Origin of the sequence: Marisediminitalea alba (assembly GCF_002993365.1) — a bacterium.
Lineage (GTDB): Bacteria > Pseudomonadota > Gammaproteobacteria > Enterobacterales > Alteromonadaceae > Alteromonas > Alteromonas alba.
Map to the genome: position 1 here is coordinate 34068 of NZ_PVNP01000053.1, position 20442 is coordinate 54509.

General features: G+C 48.2%; 15 protein-coding genes. 6 read left to right on the forward strand and 9 right to left on the reverse strand.

The features are described from left to right. Nucleotides 1-13: 13 nt before the first annotated feature. Together C6Y40_RS07010 and ydiJ are read right to left on the reverse strand one after the other, a co-directional pair. On the reverse strand, nt 14-418 hold the full coding sequence (locus C6Y40_RS07010) for a DUF4826 family protein (protein ID WP_105933980.1): 405 nt from the start codon (nt 416-418) through the stop codon (nt 14-16). A gap of 5 nt (nt 419-423) precedes the next feature. Next, nucleotides 424-3465, reverse strand: a complete 3042-nt coding sequence (ydiJ, locus tag C6Y40_RS07015; RefSeq protein ID WP_105933981.1) for a D-2-hydroxyglutarate dehydrogenase YdiJ — start codon at nt 3463-3465, stop codon at nt 424-426. Between the two features lie 180 nt (nt 3466-3645). Between ydiJ and C6Y40_RS07020 the strand changes: the two genes are divergently transcribed. From C6Y40_RS07020 to C6Y40_RS07030, 3 genes are all read left to right on the forward strand, one after another. Beyond that, on the forward strand, nt 3646-3861 hold the full coding sequence (locus C6Y40_RS07020) for a YgaP family membrane protein (protein ID WP_105933982.1): 216 nt from the start codon (nt 3646-3648) through the stop codon (nt 3859-3861). 17 nt (nt 3862-3878) lie between these two features. Continuing rightward, entirely contained in the window at nt 3879-5807 is a 1929-nt protein-coding gene (locus C6Y40_RS07025) for a putative bifunctional diguanylate cyclase/phosphodiesterase (RefSeq protein ID WP_105933983.1), read from the forward strand. A 104-nt stretch (nt 5808-5911) separates the two neighbouring features. Next, on the forward strand, nt 5912-6145 hold the full coding sequence (locus C6Y40_RS07030; RefSeq protein ID WP_105933984.1) for a PGPGW domain-containing protein: 234 nt from the start codon (nt 5912-5914) through the stop codon (nt 6143-6145). Nucleotides 6146-6244: 99 nt separating this feature from the next. Here the strand turns inward: C6Y40_RS07030 and C6Y40_RS07035 are convergent, their stop codons facing one another. From C6Y40_RS07035 to ppsA, 3 genes are all read right to left on the reverse strand, one after another. Further along, nucleotides 6245-6898: a class I SAM-dependent methyltransferase gene (locus C6Y40_RS07035; protein WP_105933985.1), complete on the reverse strand. Its 654-nt coding sequence runs from the start codon at nt 6896-6898 to the stop codon at nt 6245-6247. Nucleotides 6899-7129: 231 nt separating this feature from the next. Next, a complete protein-coding gene (locus tag C6Y40_RS07040; RefSeq protein WP_105933986.1) occupies nt 7130-8458 on the reverse strand; it encodes an IS4 family transposase in 1329 nt (442 codons plus the stop codon). Nucleotides 8459-8585: 127 nt separating this feature from the next. Continuing rightward, nucleotides 8586-10958: a phosphoenolpyruvate synthase gene (ppsA, locus tag C6Y40_RS07045; protein ID WP_105933987.1), complete on the reverse strand. Its 2373-nt coding sequence runs from the start codon at nt 10956-10958 to the stop codon at nt 8586-8588. 189 nt (nt 10959-11147) lie between these two features. Here ppsA and ppsR point away from each other — a divergent pair, with 189 nt between their 5' ends. Continuing rightward, nucleotides 11148-11960, forward strand: a complete 813-nt coding sequence (gene ppsR, locus C6Y40_RS07050) for a posphoenolpyruvate synthetase regulatory kinase/phosphorylase PpsR (RefSeq protein ID WP_105933988.1) — start codon at nt 11148-11150, stop codon at nt 11958-11960. On the opposite strand, the gene C6Y40_RS07055 is transcribed toward ppsR, so the two are convergent. Both C6Y40_RS07055 and C6Y40_RS07060 read right to left on the reverse strand, forming a co-directional pair. Then, a complete protein-coding gene (locus C6Y40_RS07055) occupies nt 11957-13927 on the reverse strand; it encodes a tetratricopeptide repeat-containing sulfotransferase family protein (protein WP_105933989.1) in 1971 nt (656 codons plus the stop codon). The genes ppsR and C6Y40_RS07055 overlap by 4 nt on opposite strands. Nucleotides 13928-14011: 84 nt before the next feature. After that, a complete protein-coding gene (locus C6Y40_RS07060; protein WP_105933990.1) occupies nt 14012-16720 on the reverse strand; it encodes a TonB-dependent receptor in 2709 nt (902 codons plus the stop codon). Between the two features lie 278 nt (nt 16721-16998). Here C6Y40_RS07060 and C6Y40_RS07065 point away from each other — a divergent pair, with 278 nt between their 5' ends. Further along, the gene (locus C6Y40_RS07065; RefSeq protein ID WP_206427215.1) at nt 16999-18990 is read left to right on the forward strand and encodes a BCCT family transporter; all 1992 of its coding nucleotides are present in this window, start codon (nt 16999-17001) and stop codon (nt 18988-18990) included. 23 nt (nt 18991-19013) lie between these two features. Next, the gene (locus tag C6Y40_RS07070; protein WP_105933991.1) at nt 19014-19493 is read left to right on the forward strand and encodes a MarR family winged helix-turn-helix transcriptional regulator; all 480 of its coding nucleotides are present in this window, start codon (nt 19014-19016) and stop codon (nt 19491-19493) included. 40 nt (nt 19494-19533) lie between these two features. Here C6Y40_RS07070 and C6Y40_RS07075 read toward each other — a convergent pair whose 3' ends face one another. After that, nucleotides 19534-19893 carry an RnfH family protein gene (locus C6Y40_RS07075; protein ID WP_105933992.1) on the reverse strand — a complete coding sequence of 120 codons (360 nt, stop codon included), beginning with the start codon at nt 19891-19893 and terminating at the stop codon, nt 19534-19536. Next, entirely contained in the window at nt 19890-20321 is a 432-nt protein-coding gene (locus C6Y40_RS07080) for a type II toxin-antitoxin system RatA family toxin (RefSeq protein ID WP_105933993.1), read from the reverse strand. The genes C6Y40_RS07075 and C6Y40_RS07080 overlap by 4 nt, the downstream gene beginning before the upstream one ends. Nucleotides 20322-20442: the final 121 nt, after the last annotated feature.

Consider the following 20442-nt stretch of genomic DNA (forward strand, 5'->3'; position numbering starts at 1 on the left):
CAGGTAATAGAGACTAACCCCAAAGCCTTTCGTTTTCTTGCAGCAGGTAGATTTTTTCCGCGCGGTCTGCCAGCAATTGTGCATAGGACGTTTGGCTGGCATCTCCTTTGTCGTTATTCTGCAGTAGATTTTCAGCTTTAATTTGCCAGCGCATCGAAAAATAGCGCAGCGCACCACGAGCATCCTCAGCGTTATCGGCAAGAGTAAAGTCGGTTGGCAAATCACCGGTTACTACCCAGTACATCTTGCTATCCATGGCTTTAATTTTCCACACCGCTACCAGCGGTGCCAGATAACGGCATTCTTCGGTTACCACGGTGTCAAAGAGCACGCCTTCCTTTGCCAGAAACTGGTTTGCTTGCTGAAAGGCTTCGCGGGCCCAGGTCTGGATTTGTTCTTCTGTTAGTTGTTCTGTCATAGCGCTTATGTTCTTTTAGTTAGACACTGCAATAACACTTGCAGCGGGTGTTTTGGTTTAAACTCATCGATTCGGTTTACCTGACTGCGGCAGGAATAGCCGCTGGCCATTATTTGTTGCGGCTGGTAGCGGGCTACTGCTTGCTGCCAGCTCATTTCATAAATGCCCAGCGAGTTGGCTTTATTGACCGCTTCATGACCGTAATTGCCGGCCATACCACAACAGCCCACTTTCACGATGTCAGTTTTTTGTCCGACTCTGGCAAAGAGATCCTGCCAGATTTGTTCGGTTTTCGGTAACGCGGTCTTCTCGGTGCAGTGGGCAAACAATGCCATCACCGGTGCTTCAGATGTGGCATCACCACTCTGCCAGATTGACTCTGGGAGGCTTGCCAGCCATTCATGGACAGTATGCACAACAAAGTCGCCGCGCGCGGCACCAATTGCTTTGTACTCATCCCGATAACACAGTACCAGTGGCGTATCGACCCCAACCATTGGCATATTCAAAGCCGCCACCTGGTTTAAAAAGGCTGCGGTATCCGTTGCGGTGCGGGCAAATTTTTCCAGAAAACCGGTTACGTGCAGGGTTTTGCCATTGGGCTTAAATGGCAGCAATACCGGCGTTTTTCCAAGCGCTTTGATCAGGCGACCAAAGTCGGTGACCACCTCTGCATCATAATAACTGGTGAAAGGATCCTGCACGATTAACACGTAATTTTCGCGCTGTTCGGCATCGAGCTGCTCCAGTTCGGCCAGATCAAATGGTTGCATTATCTCTGCTGACTGTTCGGACAGTGTAGGAACCGACATTGGCGGTGCATCCACATAACCGGCTACCTTTTCAAGCAGCGATTTTGCCACACCGTTATTCATCAGGGCATTACTAACCCTGGGCAATTTGGCCATCAGTGGGGTAAGCGATTCTACATTGGCCACCAAATGATGTTTGAGTGGCCGCAGATAACGCTGATAGTAAACATTTAAAAACCGGGCTCTGAATTCTGGTACATCTACTTTAACCGGGCACTGACTGCTGCAGGACTTGCACGCCAGACAACCATTCATGGCTTCCAGCACCTCGTGGGAAAAATCTTCGGTATCAGCCCGGGAGTTTTGCCAACGTGTCAGCCAGCTACTTTTATACTGACCATTCATCAATGCCTGATGATCCACGCCCTGGTTAGCCAGCAAACGCAGCCATTCACGAATTAAACCGGCCCGGCCCTTAGGGCTATGACGGCGGTCGCGGGTGATCTTGCTTGAAGGACACATAGGCGAGGTCGTGTCGTAATTAAAACACAGGCCGTTACCGTTACAGTCCATAGCGGGCTTAAAGGTTTCTTTAAATGCCACGGGTATGGTGCGGTCGAGGGTCGCCCGTTTCGGATCGCTTACCTTCACCAGCTCATCATCACTGTCGATTGGCGTACAGATTTTTCCCGGGTTCATTTTATTGCCCGGATCAAAAGCGCCCTTTATGCGACGCAGTTCGGCAAATAATGACTCGCCGAAAAACGCCGGGCCATACTCACTGCGGAAGCCCTTGCCGTGTTCGCCCCACATAAGACCACCGTATTTAGCCACCAGAGCAACCACTTCATCGGAGATCTGATGCATCAGCTTTTCCTGCTCCACATCGCACAAGTCGAGTGCCGGGCGAACGTGCAATACGCCGGCATCCACATGGCCAAACATGCCGTACTGGAGGCCGTGACCGTCAAGTAACGCACGGAACTCCATAATAAAGTCAGCGAGGTTCTCAGGCGGTACGCCGGTATCTTCGGCAAAGGCGATCGGTTTTTGGCTACCTTTAGTATTACCCAGCAGTCCCACCGACTTTTTGCGCATCGCGTAAATTTTATTGATATCCGCTTTGTCAAAGGTGAGCTGATAACCAATCACGCCATATTCACCTTTTTCAGCCGACGCCGTAAGTTCTTCCTCTAATCGGGCAATGCGTTTTTTAATTTCATCCAGGTCATTACTGTTGTACTCCACCATATTCAGGCCAAGCATTTCCTTACCCGGAACATCTTCAATCAGATTAGAAATGGAATGCCAGATAATATCAGTGCGGGCCAGATTGAGTACTTTACTGTCGACGGTTTCCACCGACGTCGCTTGCGCAGCAATCATGCGCGGCGCATGGCGTAGGGCAGACTCAAATGAATCGTATTTAATGTTTACCAACGCCGTATGCTTTGGAATTTTGGTCAGCGATAATTTGGCTTCGGCAACAAACACCAAGGATCCTTCAGAACCGGTGATCAGGCGGCTGACGTCAATTAACTGCTTTTCTTCATCAAACGCATGCTCTAAATCGTAGCCGGTTAAAAAGCGGTTCATACGCGGGAATTTAGCCAGAATGTCTTCTCGCTTACCGCAGCAGGTATTTAGCACCTGACGCAGAATACGTCCGTAGGTATCGCTGCGGGTAGCTTGCTGTTCAGCTTCGGCAACCGATAATGGCTGGGTTTGCAGTATTTCACCATTAGCCAATACCGATGTTAAACCTAAAACGTGATCGCTGGTTTTACCGTATACCAGGGAACCTTGCCCTGATGCATCCGTGCTTATCATACCGCCCAGTGTGGCTCGGTTACTGGTAGATAAATCCGGCGAAAAGAAAAAACCATAAGGGCGTAAGGCGTCGTTTAGCGCGTCTTTAACCACCCCGGACTGAACTTTTACCCAGCCTTCTTCAGGATTGATCTCCAGTACTTTGTTCATGTGCCGGGACATGTCCACAACAATTCCATCGGTCAGGCTTTGGCCGTTAGTGCCGGTACCGCCGCCCCGGGCACTGAATTTTACCTGCGGATGCTGGTTAGCCAGCTCACCAATGATCTGTAAATCGTTAATGCCTTTGGGATGAATTACGGCTTGCGGTAACTTCTGATATACCGAGTTATCTGTTGCCACTGCCAGGCGGCTGCCATAACTGTATTCAATGTCGCCGGAAAAAGAGGATTTCTCCAGGCGTTGAAGGTAGGTTCTGTAATCATCAGAAACGGTCGATTCAACTGGTACAACAGGTAAATTCAAAGCTACGCTCTCACTGGTGAATAGGCGGCTAAGTATACCTAGGCTAACGCAGGGTCTCCACCGTTACAGGTTGATTTTTTATCACCTTTTATTTGGCGATATCACCTAACCGCTTGCAAATGAATTTAACCAATTATAATGTCAGGCTATAATGAAGAAAATTTAAGCAGGATTTCATTCATGGCATTTTCATCGAACCTCAACACTTTAGATCGTTCTATTCGAGGCGTTATTGGTATTTGCGTAACCGCCTTCGCGTTGTTTAATGGTGATATGATTGGTGATGTGTTTATTGAGGTCTTGTTGGGGATTTTCGGAATACTTAATCTCATTTCCCTGTTTTCGGGCTGGTGTCCGGTTTACCACCTGGCAGGCATTGACACTCGCAAACACTGAATAACACCGCGGCACCTATGCAGCAAATTGCCAAAATAAAACAGGACAAGTCAATTAGGCCCAGGCTTATCTGGGCGTGTTTGTCTGTAGCTTTGCTGGTGTCAGCCATTTATGTCACGGTGTCTTACCGGCTGACAGCCGATATCACCGTTCGCTCAGAATTAAAGGCGATGGGCCACATCACCAGTTTAGTCAGTAACGAACTTAGTCAGGTAAAAGACACCGATGAGGTAGACAGCACCTTAAATGAGATTCTACTCTCGGCGGTCAACAATCCTGCCTTTATTACCGTAACCACCCCAGCACAACAGTGGCACAAAAACCTACTGATTTCTTCTGCTAAGCGTAGCACTCTATTGCAGTTAGTGGCCGAAGCCGAAGACAATGCCGAACCCATCGAGGTAGATGGCAACACGTTCCTGTGGCAACAGCATAAGATTGGTCAGCATAAGATTGGTCAGTATCAGATAACCTTTGTACAGCAAACTCAGGCGCTGGACATCACCCTGGAATTTGTAGCCAAACGACTGCTGGTTACCTCCATCATCGTATTCTGGATAGCGGTCTGGCTGGCACTTACCCTTGCTTCTTTAATCGCCAGGCGGGCAGAACAGGTAAATGAGTCGCTGGCGTATATTGCCACACATGACTCACTGACCGGACTGCCGAACCGCCTGTACCTGATTGAACTGCTTGAAAACTCACTGGGCCCGACAACTGACGCTACCAACACGCCGGTTGACGAAGGCTGCTTGTTGATTATCGACCTCGACCGCTTTAAAGAGGTTAACGATTCATTTGGTTACGCTGCGGGGGATACTTTATTAAAAGAAATTGCCCGGCGCGTGAGCGTGTTAATCAGGGCACCGGCCGAACTTATCCGCACCGGCGGCGATGAATTTTTTATCTGGGCCCCCGACTACACCATTGAACAAGCTAAAACACTGTCTTTAGAGATCGTCAATTCCTGTAATTATCCAACCCTCATTAACGGACTTACCGTTAATAGTGGCGCCAGCATAGGCATATCTCATTACCCCAGTCAGGCCAATGATACCGCTGGCTTAATTGTCTGCGCGGATACCGCAATGCATAAAGCCAAAGCCATGCGTAGCGGCTGGCAGGTGTATGACAACAAGAAAATCGCCGACTACAAAGACATACTGCAATTGCGCGCTGAACTCAGTGACGCCCTCGCCCAACAACAAATTATTTTGTATTACCAACCCAAGGTAGACTTAGCTACCGGCGAAGTCACCGGTGCCGAAGCACTCTGCCGCTGGCAGCATCCGCGGCTGGGATTACTTGGTCCGGGCGAATTTATCGACCTGATTGAACACTCCGGAAAGGTACAGGAGTTTGGACGTTACATTATTGCCAGCGCAGCGGCTCAGGCTGTGCAGTGGTATTCAGATGGTCTGCTAGTGCCTATCGCCATTAATCTCTCGCCCTACAACCTGCTGGACCCGGGGCTGGCGGATTTTATTGGGGAAACGCTTAACCGCTATCAGATCCCGCCACAGTTTATTGAAATAGAACTTACGGAAAACGAAACCTGCATAAACATTGACTATATCCAGTCTGCTCTGGCTCAAATTCGCGAGTTAGGCGTTAGCCTGGCGATCGATGATTTTGGTACCGGCATGAGCTCGCTGGCGTATTTGTCAGAGCTACGGGTAAACGTGTTAAAAATAGACCGGGCGTTTATCTGTGACCTGACCACTAACCAGGGGCATCGGGCTATTATTGCCGCTGCCGTCACACTCTCACAGTCATTCGGCTGCGATATGGTGGCTGAAGGGGTAGAAACCCAGGAACAGGCGCGTCTACTTTACGAGATGGGCTGTCGGGCTGCCCAGGGCTTTCTGTTTGCCCGCCCAATGCCTGCAAAGGCATTCCGTGGCTTACTATCCCAGCAAAAGCCGCAATTTACCGATGCGTTTTAAGCCTGAACGAAAAAGCGATATATTTTATTACATTTATGATTTTGTACTCTTTGCATAACTGACTAAGATAGTGGGTATATATTAACCATTTTGCATCCAGAAAAATGAAAAAGACCATCCGATTAAGCCTTGGCGCCATACTTTTCCTGACCGGGATTGTGCTTACCCTGTTACCAGGTTCAATTCTGCTGGTGATTGGTGGGTTAGTGCTGCTCAGCTATGACTGGCCAAGAGCCCGTTTGTGGTTGCGCTTTTTCCAGAATCAGATGGCCCGCTCTGCCCGCCGTCTGGACCAGTTATTACTTAACCGCAAACTCAGCAGATCACGTATCAGATAACTACCCTCTGAGGATCCCGGCCAACTATGATTAGCCCTATCCCCCCGACACAAACACGCTAACACATGAAATCTCTAGCCGAATAATTTGTGAGGTCAGTTATTGCCGTACAAAACGGAGAATGTGTCCTTTAAAAACGGTGTCCAGATAAATCGTATTGTCAGGTTTAATTAACGACGATTGGTAACCCAGTCCCATGAGCTTTTTGACGAGCTTATTTTTCCTTCCCCGACCTGGATCAACAAGAATAACTTCACACTGTGGTTTCGCGTGCGCATGAATAAAATCTGACAGCAGCGCTATATGCTCATCTTCGTACAAAAGATCACTACCAATGATTAAATCAAAGAGCCCTAAACTATCGTTATCATCTGCCCACCCCGTCCGCTCAAAAGGAATTGGGGTGTCACCATTGAGGCTGGCGTTTCGCTTTAAAAAGAGTTCAGCTTCAGGATGATAATCCGTGGCAGTAATATCAGCATGTTGTTTGTTCAGGAGCAAACTGCTCAAAGCCATGCCGCAACCCACCTCTAAAATGCGCCTGGAGCCAATTTTGATGGATTGCATATGGTGAGCCAATACTAAGGCAGACGGCCAGATGACACCGAATATAGGCCAGGTAGCAGAGGATATTCCCAACTCACTGGCTACACTTTCGGGATCATAAAACTCTTGTTTATCCCGCAAAGTGCAAAGGTGAATATCAGTTTTCCCAAACTCAATGGTTTGGTAGCGTAAACGCAGATTTGTCATTTGGCTATCTCAATGATTGAGCGCTCAGCCAGCTATCGGAGATAAATGACAAAACGAAGAGGCCTTAGAGTATAGCGATCCCCGAAAATAGCAATGAATATAATTCAAATGCAGGACGTAGAGGCACGTTTCCCAACGGCCGCTCTCTCATCCACCCGGTCAGCATCACCTGCAGTGGAACAGTAACTGGCACAGGCACAAAAAAGCCAGCTTGCGCTTAATGCCAGTCAGTTAAGAACTGACTGGCATTTTTTTCTTTGAGGGGTATTTAGCCGGTCTATTCCTTACCACTCGTGGATAATACCTGTCAGGTCGTTTGTCCGGTAACCTCATCATCCTCAACGATTCCATCAGGTATTCATAGTGAACTGGCAGTTTGGTCACTGTGTCTGGGATAGTGGTCAGGAAGAACACAATGATATGTCTCATGCAGAGTCCGAAGCTAAGTCGAGAGGGAGATAAATCCGGTATGTCTTTTACTGCATCTAGCATCATCATCCTAATCAGGTTGTAGGCGAGCAATAGTCCCCACAGTTCCTGACGCACCATCTCAGGTTTCTTACTACGAAGCGTTAGTTTTGCCTGATGCAGAGTCTGTTTCATTTCCCTGAAGCCCAACTCTATTTCCCAGCGCTGAACATACACATCAACAACGTCTTCATAGGGAAACTGCATCGCATCAACCATTGAACTAAGCACGCGATAGGTCTTTCCGTCGATTTCGTAGCTGGTCAGTCTCGCTTCGATGGTTTCCGGTAAACCATCGAACTTCTTCCTAGCCTGAGGAGAAGTTTTCAGTGTGACAATAGCATCATCTTCACTTAGTTGATGTTTTACTGTGTATTGTAAATCTTTACGTGCAGGGAGCATCCAGTGCGTGTTGACCCCTTTAGTCATCCACAAGTAGAGTAATCCCAGCGAGTAATAGCCTCTGTCGAACAGGGTCAGAGAGTTATCAGGCACCGAAGGGATAAGCCGTTCAGCGAGGGACATCTCTCCTACATTACGACTATCAAATTCACTGGCCAAAAGAAGGTGGCTGGACGTTTCCATCAGGCTGCACATGCGTACCTGCGGGTACGGATTATCACCCTTGGCATTCCGGTCACAACCAAATGCATTAAGGTTCTCCGTAGTATCCTGAGTACGAAACATCACGCCATCAACCGCCAGTACATTTAAACCACACCACTGCTCAAAAGCGTACTCACCAAATGCCCGCTGTGCCATCAGTTTAAAAGTGTGCCCGACGGCATCTTCCCCCAGTCGTTGGCGCGCTTGTACCACCGCACTAGGCGCAACAAAACGATTTTTACCCGGTAGTGAAACATCGAGTTTATTCGCAATGTCCCAGACAGGGTCGTTACGGAAAAGACTCATACCAACAATAGTAAAAACAACCGAATCCAGAGGTAATCGTCGACGCCTGACGGTCGCTACACCCGATAATTCATAAGCTTGCTGGAGAAGTTCGGGGTCAACGAAAGACATCAGTTTATCGATAGCATTCAAATCTTCTGCATGACCAAATGTATCATCGAGGTGTGTAAGTAAAGACATAAAAAAATCCGATACCAGAGACTGATATCGGATTGTGAACCCGTAGAAAGATCGGTCAACCGATCAGTATAAATTTCTTAACTGATCGGCATTAAGCTTGCGCTGGCTTTTTTTATACACGCACTGGTTATCCTAGTTTTTCCGCCAGGTATAACCAGGTTTCAACAACCGTATCCGGGTTAAGAGATACTGAGTCAATGCCCTGCTCTACCAGCCACGCTGCGAAGTCTTCGTGATCTGACGGTCCCTGACCGCAGATACCCACGTACTTGCCACGTTTTTTGGCCGCCTGAATCGCCATAGAAAGCAGTGCTTTAACTGCATCATTGCGTTCTTCAAACAAATGAGCAATCAGGCCTGAGTCACGGTCCAGACCCAGGGTAAGCTGCGTCATATCGTTAGAGCCAATGGAGAAACCATCGAAGATGTCGAGGAACTGATCAGCCAGTAACGCATTGGAAGGCAGCTCACACATCATAATAACGCGTAAACCATTCTCGCCTTGCTTAAGGCCTTGCTCAGCCAGCAGCTCTATAACCTGACGCCCTTCCTCCACGGTGCGAACGAATGGGATCATGATCTCAACATTGGTTAAGCCCATCACATTGCGAACACGCTTAATGGCTTCGCACTCCAGTGCGAAACAATCGCGGAAGTCTTCCGATACATAGCGGCTGGCACCACGGAAACCCAACATTGGGTTTTCTTCGTCCGGCTCGTACTGATAACCGCCCACCAGGTTGAAGTATTCGTTAGACTTAAAGTCAGACATCCGCACAATCACCTTTTCTGGCGAGAATGCCGCACCAATAGTGGAAATACCTTCTACCAGCTTCTGAATGTAAAACTCTTTAGGCGACTCGTAACCGGCAATCATATCGCTGATTTCTTCTTTCAGCTCTTCTGGCTGGGTATCGAAGTTCAGCAGTGCTTTAGGATGCACGCCAATCATTCGGTTAATAATGAATTCCAGACGCGCCAGACCAACCCCTTTGTGAGGAAGACGCGCAAAATCGAACGCGCGATCCGGGTTACCCACGTTCATCATTACCTTGGTAGGTGATTCCGGCATGGAGTCAATCTGTGACGTGGTGACATCAAACTCCAGTTCCTGGTTGTAGATATAACCCGTATCACCTTCTGCACAGGAAACAGTAATGGCGTCGCCGGTTTTAATGCTGTCTGTGGCGTTACCACAACCTACCACTGCAGGAATACCCAGCTCGCGGGCAATAATGGCCGCGTGGCAGGTACGGCCACCGCGATTGGTGACAATCGCCGAGGCTTTCTTCATGATCGGTTCCCAGTCCGGGTCAGTCATGTCGGTAACCAGCACATCACCTGCCTGAATCTTGTCCATCTCATCAATGGAGCCGAGCACTTTGGCTTTACCTGCACCAATCTTGTGACCAATTGCACGACCTTCACACACAATACCCGCTGAGCCTTTAAGCTGGAAGCGTTCGATAGATTGTGCGTCTTCACGACTGCGCACGGTTTCAGGGCGGGCCTGAACGATGTACAGTTGGCCATCGGCGCCATCTTTGGCCCATTCAATGTCCATTGGACGGTCGTAATGTTGTTCGATAATTTGCGCTTGTTTCGCCAGAGCCATCACTTCATCATCGGTTAATGAAAAGGTTTTGCTGTCGGCCGGGTCGATATCAACGATGGTAACCTGGTTACCGTGACTCTGATCTTCAGAGTAAATCATCTTGGTTAATTTGCTGCCCAGGTTACGGCGCACAATGGCTGGCTTGCCGCTGTCCAGGGTAGGTTTGTGAACGTAAAATTCGTCGGGATTAACGGCACCTTGCACTACCATTTCGCCCAGACCAAATGAGCTGGTGATAAATACCACGTCTTCGAAACCTGATTCGGTATCGATGGTAAACATAACACCAGACGAAGAGATATCACTGCGCACCATACGCTGCACGCCGGCAGACAATGCAACGCCTTTGTGGTCGTAACCCTGGTGAACGCGGTAAGAGATAGCGCGGTCATTAAACAGCGAGGCAAACACGTGCTTAACCGCCACGATAACCGCATCGTAACCTTTCACATTAAGAAAGGTTTCCTGCTGACCTGCAAAAGAGGCATCGGGCATATCTTCTGCTGTGGCTGAAGAGCGTACCGCAAATGACGCTTCGTCACCGGCGTCACCCTGCAGGGTAACAAACGCAGTGCGGATTTCTTCTTCGAGTTTGCCCTGGAAAGGGGTATCGATAATCCACTGCCGAATATTTTTGCCTGCTTCGGCCAATGCCGATACATCGTCTACATCTAACGAGTCGAGCACTTCATGAATTTTAGCTTCAAGTCCGCTTTGTTCTAAAAATTCATTAAACGCGTAAGCTGTTGTTGCAAATCCTCCAGGTACTTTTACACCCGCGTTCGCCAGGTTTGAGATCATCTCACCTAACGAGGCATTTTTACCGCCAACACGATTCACATCGTGCATGCCTAACTCTTGATACCAAAGTACGTATTCTTGCACTTTACAGCCTCCAGCTTGTCACTTTTTCTTTACGCTCACTTAAATGTGAACTTGTAGGGTAGAGGTTAAACCACCATTGAAATTAATTCAGGCTGGCTTTTCCATAGGGAAATTCTAAAATGCCGATTATAAGAAAGTAAAATTTTATTTCATTTCGTAATAAATTTACGACAAAGTTAAGGAGTTGTTGTGCGCACAGCATTTTACATTTCGGACGGTACTGCCATTACGGCAGAGGTGTTTGGCCACGCTTTATTGTCACTTTTCCCTACAGAATTCAATCACAAGACAATTCCTTTTGTTGAAACTGAAGAACAGGCTTATGCGGTAATTGAAAAAATATCTGAAAGTTTTCAAGATACCGGGGAGCGCCCGCTCGTTTTTTACACAGTGGTAAACCCAGATGTTCGGCGAGTTATCGCAAGATCCGTAGGAATTAACTACAATTTTCTCGACCAATTTGTGGCGCCGCTGGAAAAAATTATTGGTGTGCCATCCAAACCAGAAAAACATCGTACCCACAGTATTCACGAAAAAACTTACGATATTCGTATTGAGGCAGTTAACTACGCGCTGGCTAATGACGATGGATCAAATCTTAAGGATTATAAAGAAGCAGACATTATTTTGGTGGGTGTATCACGTTCCGGTAAAACACCAACCAGTCTGTATCTGGCCCTGCAATATGGCATTAAAGCGGCCAACTACCCATTTACCGAAGAAGATATGGGTGACATGCTGAAACTGCCGCCGGCCCTGCGCCAGTTTAAACAAAAGCTGTTTGGCCTGACTATTGAGGCGTCAAGGCTCAGCCAGATCCGCTCAGAACGCCGCGCGAACAGCCGCTATGCCTCTATTCAGCAGTGCCGTATGGAACTTCGTGAGGTAGAGAACTTATATCGAAAAGAGAAAATACCATTCTTAAACAGTACCAAATACTCCATCGAGGAGATCTCAGCAAAAATACTCGCTGAGACTGGCCTGCAACGACGTAAATACTAAGCGCGGAAGCGTTTAAGCAGAGGGCCAAGGTGCGCTTCAAAAGGTTGCCAGCGCCCCTGCCCTTTGCGATTAATCGGTTGGCGAACCTGTTCGGCACTGGGCGTTTTGATGAGGCGGTCGGTTTGGTGGAAGTCCAGGCAAGCCTGCTCGAAAGGCACGCCAAGGTAATCCAGCATTCGCTTAACCTGCCCGCCTAAATCATCCAGCACATCTTCGTGCTGAACACGTAATACCGCTCCGGGTAAGATTGCATCCCAGTGGCCCATAAGCTTTTCGTAAGCCTGGTAATAACGCGCCACTTCTTCCAGCCCGTAAGAAAACTCCTGTCCTTCACCAAACAGTTGCTTAAAGTTACTGAAGCAACAATCCATCGGATCACGCCGGGCATCTATAATTTTTGCATTGGGCAGAATGCGTTTAATAAAACCCACATGCATAAAGTTATTCGGCATCTTATCGATAAAAAACGGTGCTGAGCCCCGGTAATAACGGGTTTGCTCAATATACTGCTTACCCAGCTCATAGCATTGTTCAGCTGATAGTTCGGCAAGTGAATAAGGATATGGCTTGCCGCTTTCGCTTAACTGCGCGCCAACTGATGAAGCCAGACTAAGAATATTATGCAGCTCCATGGTGCCGTCGATATCAGAGTGAGATGCCAGGATCTGTTCCAGCAAAGTAGAGCCTGCCCGCGGCATTCCCACAATAAAGATAGGCTCCGGTGACGGAAAGCCGCCATGCATATTTGCAAAACTGTCGCCGCGACAGGCTTCAACCTGCGCAGCAATCGCCTCTTCTGTACGCGCAATATCGTAGCCGGTAGAGATAAGCTTTAAGCGATTACCTTTTTCATAGTAGGTAAATGACTTTTCAAACTGGCCGGCATCCTCAAATCCTTTGCCCAGAGCAAAACACAGATGTATGCGGTCTTCAACGCCGATGGATGACTGTGCTTCAATATCTGCCATATCCTGCAGCGCCTCACCGTCAAACGTATACGACTTCATATTAGCGAGGCTCCAGTAGGCATCGCCAAACTGCTGATGATAGTGGGCCGCTTTGAGATAAGCCTCAACCGCTTGTTGTTTGTTACCGGTGGTTTTGTAGGCGTGGCCTAATGCCAGCCATACGCCGGGCCGGTCTTCGTCAGCGCTCAATAATTCTGTAAATATAGTGATGGCGTCTTCGGTACGGTTAATTCCCAGTAGCGCATTGGCTTTGGCCATCAGAATTTGTAAGTTGTCCGGATAGGCAGAAAGCTGTTCATCGCTGATTTCGACCACTCGCTGATGTTTACCGAGCTTAGCCAGCAGGCCAAGATAGGCAATCACGGCTCTGAGATTATCCGGATAAAGGGCAACGCAACTTTCTAATAAGAATTCGGCATCGTGATAAACCTTGAGCTGAATGCCCAGTTCTGCCAGTAACAGCATGCCTTCGGGGTGATGTTTATGTTGTTGCAAAAACTGACGGCAGACTTTCTCTGCGGTCGCCAGCTGTTTTTCATACATCAGATCGTACGCGCCAAGAATGGGTGGCGGAAGTTGCTCCAGATGAGCAATATGCTGCAAAGCCAGCTGCTCGGCAGTGGTATCCTGATGCTGCTGATAAATTTTAAGTAGTTGTTTCCAACTGGTGATCAGCGCCGGATTATAGTGGGTAGCGCGAAAAAATGCGCTGGCCGCTTTATCCTGCTGATTCAGGGCTAAAAAATTATACGCCTGTTCCTGGTATGCCCGTCCATGTTCGGGCCGCAGATGTAATAACTCGTCGAGTTCCTGCAAAGCCTGGTTGAACTGATTTGCCAAACGCTGTGTTACTGCCGATAAATAAAGTAGCTCAATACGCAGCGCAACCGGAAGTTCCACCGCTTTCAAAGCGCTTATTTTTTCCATTGCTGCGGTAAGGTTTTTGGTTTGCAGCGATTGCTTTATCGCCTGGAACTGGTTTGAAAAATCTTGAGTCATAACGGATGCTGTATTTTTAACTGACGACGAAAAAGGCAGGCTTACGCCTGCCTTTTAGCTCTTATTATGTATTAATATCAGTTATTAATAATAATCGAAAGAGAAACGTACACCCATTGTGCGTGGACGGTTAGTGACCACCTTAGGTGTGAACTGCTGAGTATCGATGTTCAGGATAGCGGATTCATCGAACAGGTTGTCGATAAACAGTTCTACTTTCCAGCTATCATCAGACATGCCCACCGACACGTTACTGATCACGTAGCTTTCCTGTACATAACGACCACCGCGGAACGCATTACCGTCACCATCGGTGAAAGTAGCACCTTCGTATACGGCTGCTTCGTCTTCGATTTTAAGACCAGAGCCCATACCGTAAATGTGACGGGTGGCATCTTCCATTACATAGGCGTCCATTACCATGCCGGCTAAACGGTCACCGGTGTAAGCAACTGAGGCATTAACAAAGCCTTGTTGGCCGCCATCCAGCTCAAAGTAGTAACGCGCATTGATGTTACCAGAGAAGCTTGCAGTGTAAGGCAGTTCGCTACCTACACCAGCAGCAATGCCTTCAAGCTCTGGGTTAACACGAGTCAGCTCGGTATCAATCATGCTGAAGGCTGCGTTAACGACTAAGTCGTCAGTGGCCAGCCAGGTGATATCAGCATCCAAACCTTTAATCTCAGCATCACCTACGTTATCGGTAAATACCAGGAAGCTGATGTTTGTGGGGTCGAAGCGTGAAGTTTGCAGTTCGCCGATTTCAGAGTAGTAAGCCGTGGCGTTGATGCGCACGATACCGTCTAAGAAATCACCTTTCATACCCACTTCGTAGTTATCCAGGGTATCCGTGGTGGAGTACACAGGGATACGGAAGCCTTCAAACGCGCCAGACTGGTTGTTTGACAGACCACCACCTACACGGTTAGTCACCGGCGGACGGAAACCTTCTGAGTAGTTAGTGAATAACAGCACGTCATCACTTACCTTCCAGTCCAGACCAAACTTAAAGATAGTGTCGTCTACGGTTAAAACGCCGTCAGAGCCTAAATCGCCAACTTCAAGCTGGCCGCTGGCTACAGCTGCCGCTACTGCATCCGGGTCAAGACCAACGGCTGCCAGTTCGTCCGGATCCATTGAGCCGAACGCTTTAACACGGCGGGTTACGTCAACGGTAGTGGTTGAACCGGTGTAGATATCGTCAATCTGATACCAGCGTGCGCCTAAGCTCGCAGTTAAGCTGTCGGTGATGTCATATTCCATCTGACCGAATACCGCAATCTGCTCGATTTTGTGGGTAATGTCGTTAGCAAAGCTGATTTCAGACGGGAACGGACCGCCGTCACTGTTGATACCTTCATTGCCCACCAGGGTGCGCTGCAGGTTATCAAAGCCGAAGGTGGTCATTTCGGTGTTAGCAATCTTAAACTGACCGACTGTAGCCACTTCCTGCTCGTCGTAGAACAAACCGGCAGTGATGCGGAATGGCGCGTCGAACTTAGTGTCGATACGGAATTCGTGCGTCATGCGGGTGCTGGTAGTGTCTTCTTTGTAGTATTTAACCGGGTCCAGACAGCGGATATCAGCAGGATTATCCGGCGTGTCGTAGTGGTTACACAGGTAGTAGGCTGAGAACAGACCACCGTTGGTGTAGCCGGTGTAATCGGTAAGGGTATCGATTTCACGATCTAAGTAACCACCGGTGTACACCACATCAAGTTTGTCTAAACGGCCGTCTACGGTCCAGGTGGTTAAACCAAACTCATCTGAGTTTTCATCAGCCTGGAAACGAATTGCCTGGTCTTCAGCGACTGTTGGGTCGTAAGCAAATACGCCTTCTGTATCCAGCGATTGCTGCGTGTGCTGAACCAGTAAATCCCAGTCTGAATTAATGTGGTAAGACAAACCAAAACGCGCACCGGCATACACTGCGTCGTTAAAGTCATCTTCAACATGCTGGCTGTTGCGTGGTGATACCACGGCAGCTGTGCTTGGCGTAATGCCGTTGTTCACGATACGGCGAGAATCCATCTCAGCCGGATCTGCACCGTAACCGGCCAGTACACCGCCAGAAATGCGGTCTACTACCACAGCACTACCGATGTAACCGCCGTTACCCGGATCGTTTTCGATATTATCAATCCAGCCGCCCTGCTTGTCGTTATAAGCAACCACGCGCAGCGCTAAGTCATCGGTAGGCGTTAAGTTAATGTACGCCTCAACCGTATTGCTCATTTCACCGCCTTTGGTGGTGGCGATGGCGGTATCAAAACCAGCCGCAAAACCAGCATGGTCTGGCTTACGGGTAATTAAACGTACAGTACCGGCCTGTGAGCTGGCGCCAAACAGGGTACCTTGTGGCCCCGGCAGGACTTCGACACGCTCAACGTCGGTCGCGAAGATATCCAGGTTACGACCGGCCATGGAAACCGGCATTTCGTCCTGGTAGAACGCAACCGAAGGCTGCAGTGCCTGAACTGACGACAGGGTGATGCTTGACTGAGTAGTCGCAGCACCACGGATGTAGATTTCGTTTTGCCCGGGACCGGTGCCCTGGAACACAACATTAGGTAAGAATTCTACGTAGTCCTGGAAGTTGTCGATACCCATGTTCTCCAGGGCATCGCCACTTAAGGCTGATACGGCTACCGGCACGTCCTGAATAGATTCAGTACGCTTGGTGGCTGTAACTTCGATGGTTTCGATGGAAGCCTTTGATTCGCTTGCCTGAGCAAGCACGCCATTAGATGCTAGCGCAGCAATGACTGCACAACTAAGGTGTGTTTTTCTCATAGAACTATGTTCCTACTTTATTTGAAGTGAGCTGAATTATTTATTATTGATTCATTTTTATTGTGATAAAGCTTAGCAGAAATAACTTTAAATTTCTGTACTAACTAATAATCTGCCAATAATTTAAGTTTTAAAACAGAATCTCTACGAAAATCAATGCAAGCAGGATCACACATTTAATTCCACACTAATTATTTGTAAGAAAGTGTTTTGACAGGTCGGTTTGCTGTATATTGTACGTAAATTGTTTTATTTATCTTTCAATAACAGGATATAACTTGAGTCAGACAACAACGCCCAAGCACGAAAATCCGGCACCAGCCAAGCTAAATAAACCTGTCTTTTACGCAGCCTCCGGCGCAATTCTTATGCTGCTGTTGTTTGCGGTAATCATGCCCGAAACCGCAGAGAGTCTGTTTTCGACCATGCAATCGTCTGTAGTGGAAAACGGCAGTTGGTTTTACGTATTTACCGTAGCGACTATTCTGATTTTTGTTGTTTATATCGGGTTCTCTGAATACGGTGAAATCCGCCTCGGCCCGGATCACGCCAAACCCGAATTTACTATTCTTACCTGGCTTTCCATGTTGTTTGCCGCTGGTATGGGTATCGGTTTGATGTTTTTCGGCGTAGCTGAACCGTTAATGCACTTTATGGCGCCGCCAACCGCAGAAGCGAATTCAGTGGAGGCAGTTAAAGAAGCCATGCGAACCACCTTTTTCCACTGGGGGCTGCATGCCTGGGCAATCTATGCCGTGGTAGCCCTGGTGTTGGGCTATTATGCCTTCAGACACCAGTTACCCCTGACCTTGCGCTCCACCCTTTATCCGCTGATTGGCGATAAGATTTATGGCTGGCAGGGTCATGTGGTAGATGTTCTGGCCGTTACAGCAACCATTTTTGGTATTTCTACATCGCTTGGATTTGGCGCCAGTCAGATTAACGCCGGTTTGAGCTATGCATTTGGTATGCCTAACACCACCTTTACACAAATGGCCCTGATGATGTTTGTAGTAGGCCTGGCCATCATTTCCGTAATGACCGGTCTGGATAAAGGGATTCGCCGCCTTTCAGAAACCAACATGATACTCGCAGTAGTCTTGCTGGTATTCATTTTGGTACTAGGCCCCACCGTATTTCTGTTACAAGCGTATTTACAGAATACCGGTGCTTACGTGTCGGATATTATCCGTAATACATTCAATCTGTTCGCTTACGAAAAGACCGACTGGATTGGCGGCTGGACCATTTTCTACTGGGGTTGGTGGTTAGCCTGGGCGCCGTTTGTAGGATTGTTTATTGCCCGTATTTCGTTTGGCCGAACGCTGCGCGAATTTGTATTGGGTGTATTACTGATCCCCACTGCTTTCACCCTGTTCTGGATGACTATATTCGGCAACGCCGCAATAGATATGGTGTTTAGCGAAGGTTTTGATAAGCTGGCTACCATGGTAAAGGATGATACCTCGGTTGCCCTGTTTGTCTTCTTAGAGCACTTCCCGTTCAGTGGCTTTATCAGTATTATTGCGCTGCTAATGGTGATGGTGTTCTTTGTTACATCCTGTGACTCAGGTGCCATGGTAGTTGATATGCTGTGCTCCCATGGTCGTAACGACACGCCATTATGGCAACGCGTATACTGGGCTGTTGGCGTAGGACTGGTTGGCGCAATCTTGCTTTATGCTGGCGGACTCAACGCCTTACAAACCATGACTATTGTTGCAGCATTACCGTTTTCGATTATTTTGCTGGTAGCGATGTACGGCTTGCTTAAGTCGCTGCGTATCGAGAAGCATAAACGGGATAGTTTGGCTATTACTGCCATGCAGACTGCCGTGGTGGAGCATGATAAGCCCTGGAAAGAACGGTTAGGTGAAATTGTTACCTTCCCGGACGAAAAGAAAGTCTCCGGCTACATGTTACGCGTGGTTTATCCTGCCCTGCACGAAGTGTGCGAGGAGTTTAAACGCCGCCAGTACGATGCCAGCTTACAGTCCAGTGACACACACGTAGAGCTGACGGTATTGGTAAATGGTCAGAATGACTTTACTTATGCGGTATACTTAACCGCTACACAGCAACCCGATTCAACACTGACCAACGAAACGGCAGAAGAAGCCAGCGCGATTCAAACCTACTATCGCGCCGAAGTTCATCTGTCTGAGGGTGGTCAGGATTACGATCTGATGGGCTGGTCGAAAGACGGCGTGATCAATGATGTGCTGGATCAGTTCCAGAAACATCAGCACTTTTTGCATCTGCTTAATTAATGCATTCAGGAGTATTACTATTAATGCGTAAAGAAGAAGAATTACTGGTAGCGTTACGACGTGTGATACGTGCGGTAGACTTACGCAGTAAACAGCTGAGTAAAGATGTGGGCATTACCGGCCCACAGCTACTCGTATTACAAAATATCGCAGCAAAACCAGGCATTATGGTAAAGGAAATTGCTGACGGGATTAATTTGAGTCCGGCAACAATTACCAATATTCTTGACCGCCTTGAATCGCGCGACTTAGCGCATCGTATTCGCAGCACTCAGGATAAGCGTAAAGTAGGTGTATATCTTACCGAAGCGGGTGAACAGGCGGTGTCAACAGCACCGCGTCCGCTGCAGGAACACTTTGTTGAGCGCTTTAATCAGTTAGCCGAGTGGGAACAAAGTCAGATGATAGCCACCATGCAGCGCATTGCGTCGATGATGGATGCCGAATCGATTGACGCCTCTCCGGTTCTGGCGGTTGGTACGCTTACCGAGCGTCACGATTAAACCTGGCCGCTTAGCGGAAAACTTCTACGAAAAAGGCCGATTAATCGGCCTTTTGTTTATCTGCTTTTAACGGATTGGGTCGCCCGCCGGTGACTTTATCGGCTCGCCCTTCCTGAACTGCCTTTTCGGCTCTGCGCTTACGCACTTCTTTGGGATCTGCAATTAGCGGTCGATAAATCTCTATGCGATCACCGTCTTGCAGTTCTACCGAGGGTTTACACACGCGGTTCCACACGCCCACTTTGGCGGTTTTCAATTCGATTTCGGTGTGGATATCTGTAATGCCTGACGCCAGGATCCCCTGCTCTACCGTTGATCCTTTCGGCACTGTCAGTTCAATTAACGACTGCTTTGCAGGCGTGGCATAAGCCACTTCAATATTAATCGGTTCATCCATCAGACGTACACTACTTTAGCGCGTTGGGTAAAGGCGTTAACCATGCTTGCGGCAAGCGAATTAAACACTTTACCAAAGGCGAGTTCGATCATTTTGTTTTTAAACTCAAACTGCAGGCTTAGCTCTATTTTACAGGCCGACTCCGACAACGAAGAAAATGTCCAGCCGCCACTCAATTGCTTAAACGGCCCGTCTACCAGGGTCATACTGATACTCTGAGCAGGTTCCAACACGTTCTGAGTTGTAAACCACTGCTTTATTCCCGCTTTGGAAACCAGCAATGCGGCCTGCATGGCGTTACCCTGCTGGCTCACAATTTTGCTGTCGCTACAGCCGGGCAGAAACTCAGAATAAGACTCAACATCATTAACTAAATCAAACATGGATTGCGCACTGTAAGCAACCAGAGCGCTGCGCTGTATTTTCGGCATACGAATTTTGTACTCCTGCAAGTTGCTGCTGAGTTTACCATAAAATTTATTTTGAAAATAAGCTGTTGTGGATCACATAAAATGCCAGGAAATTTTTATCGGCCAGCGCAGGAAATACGAG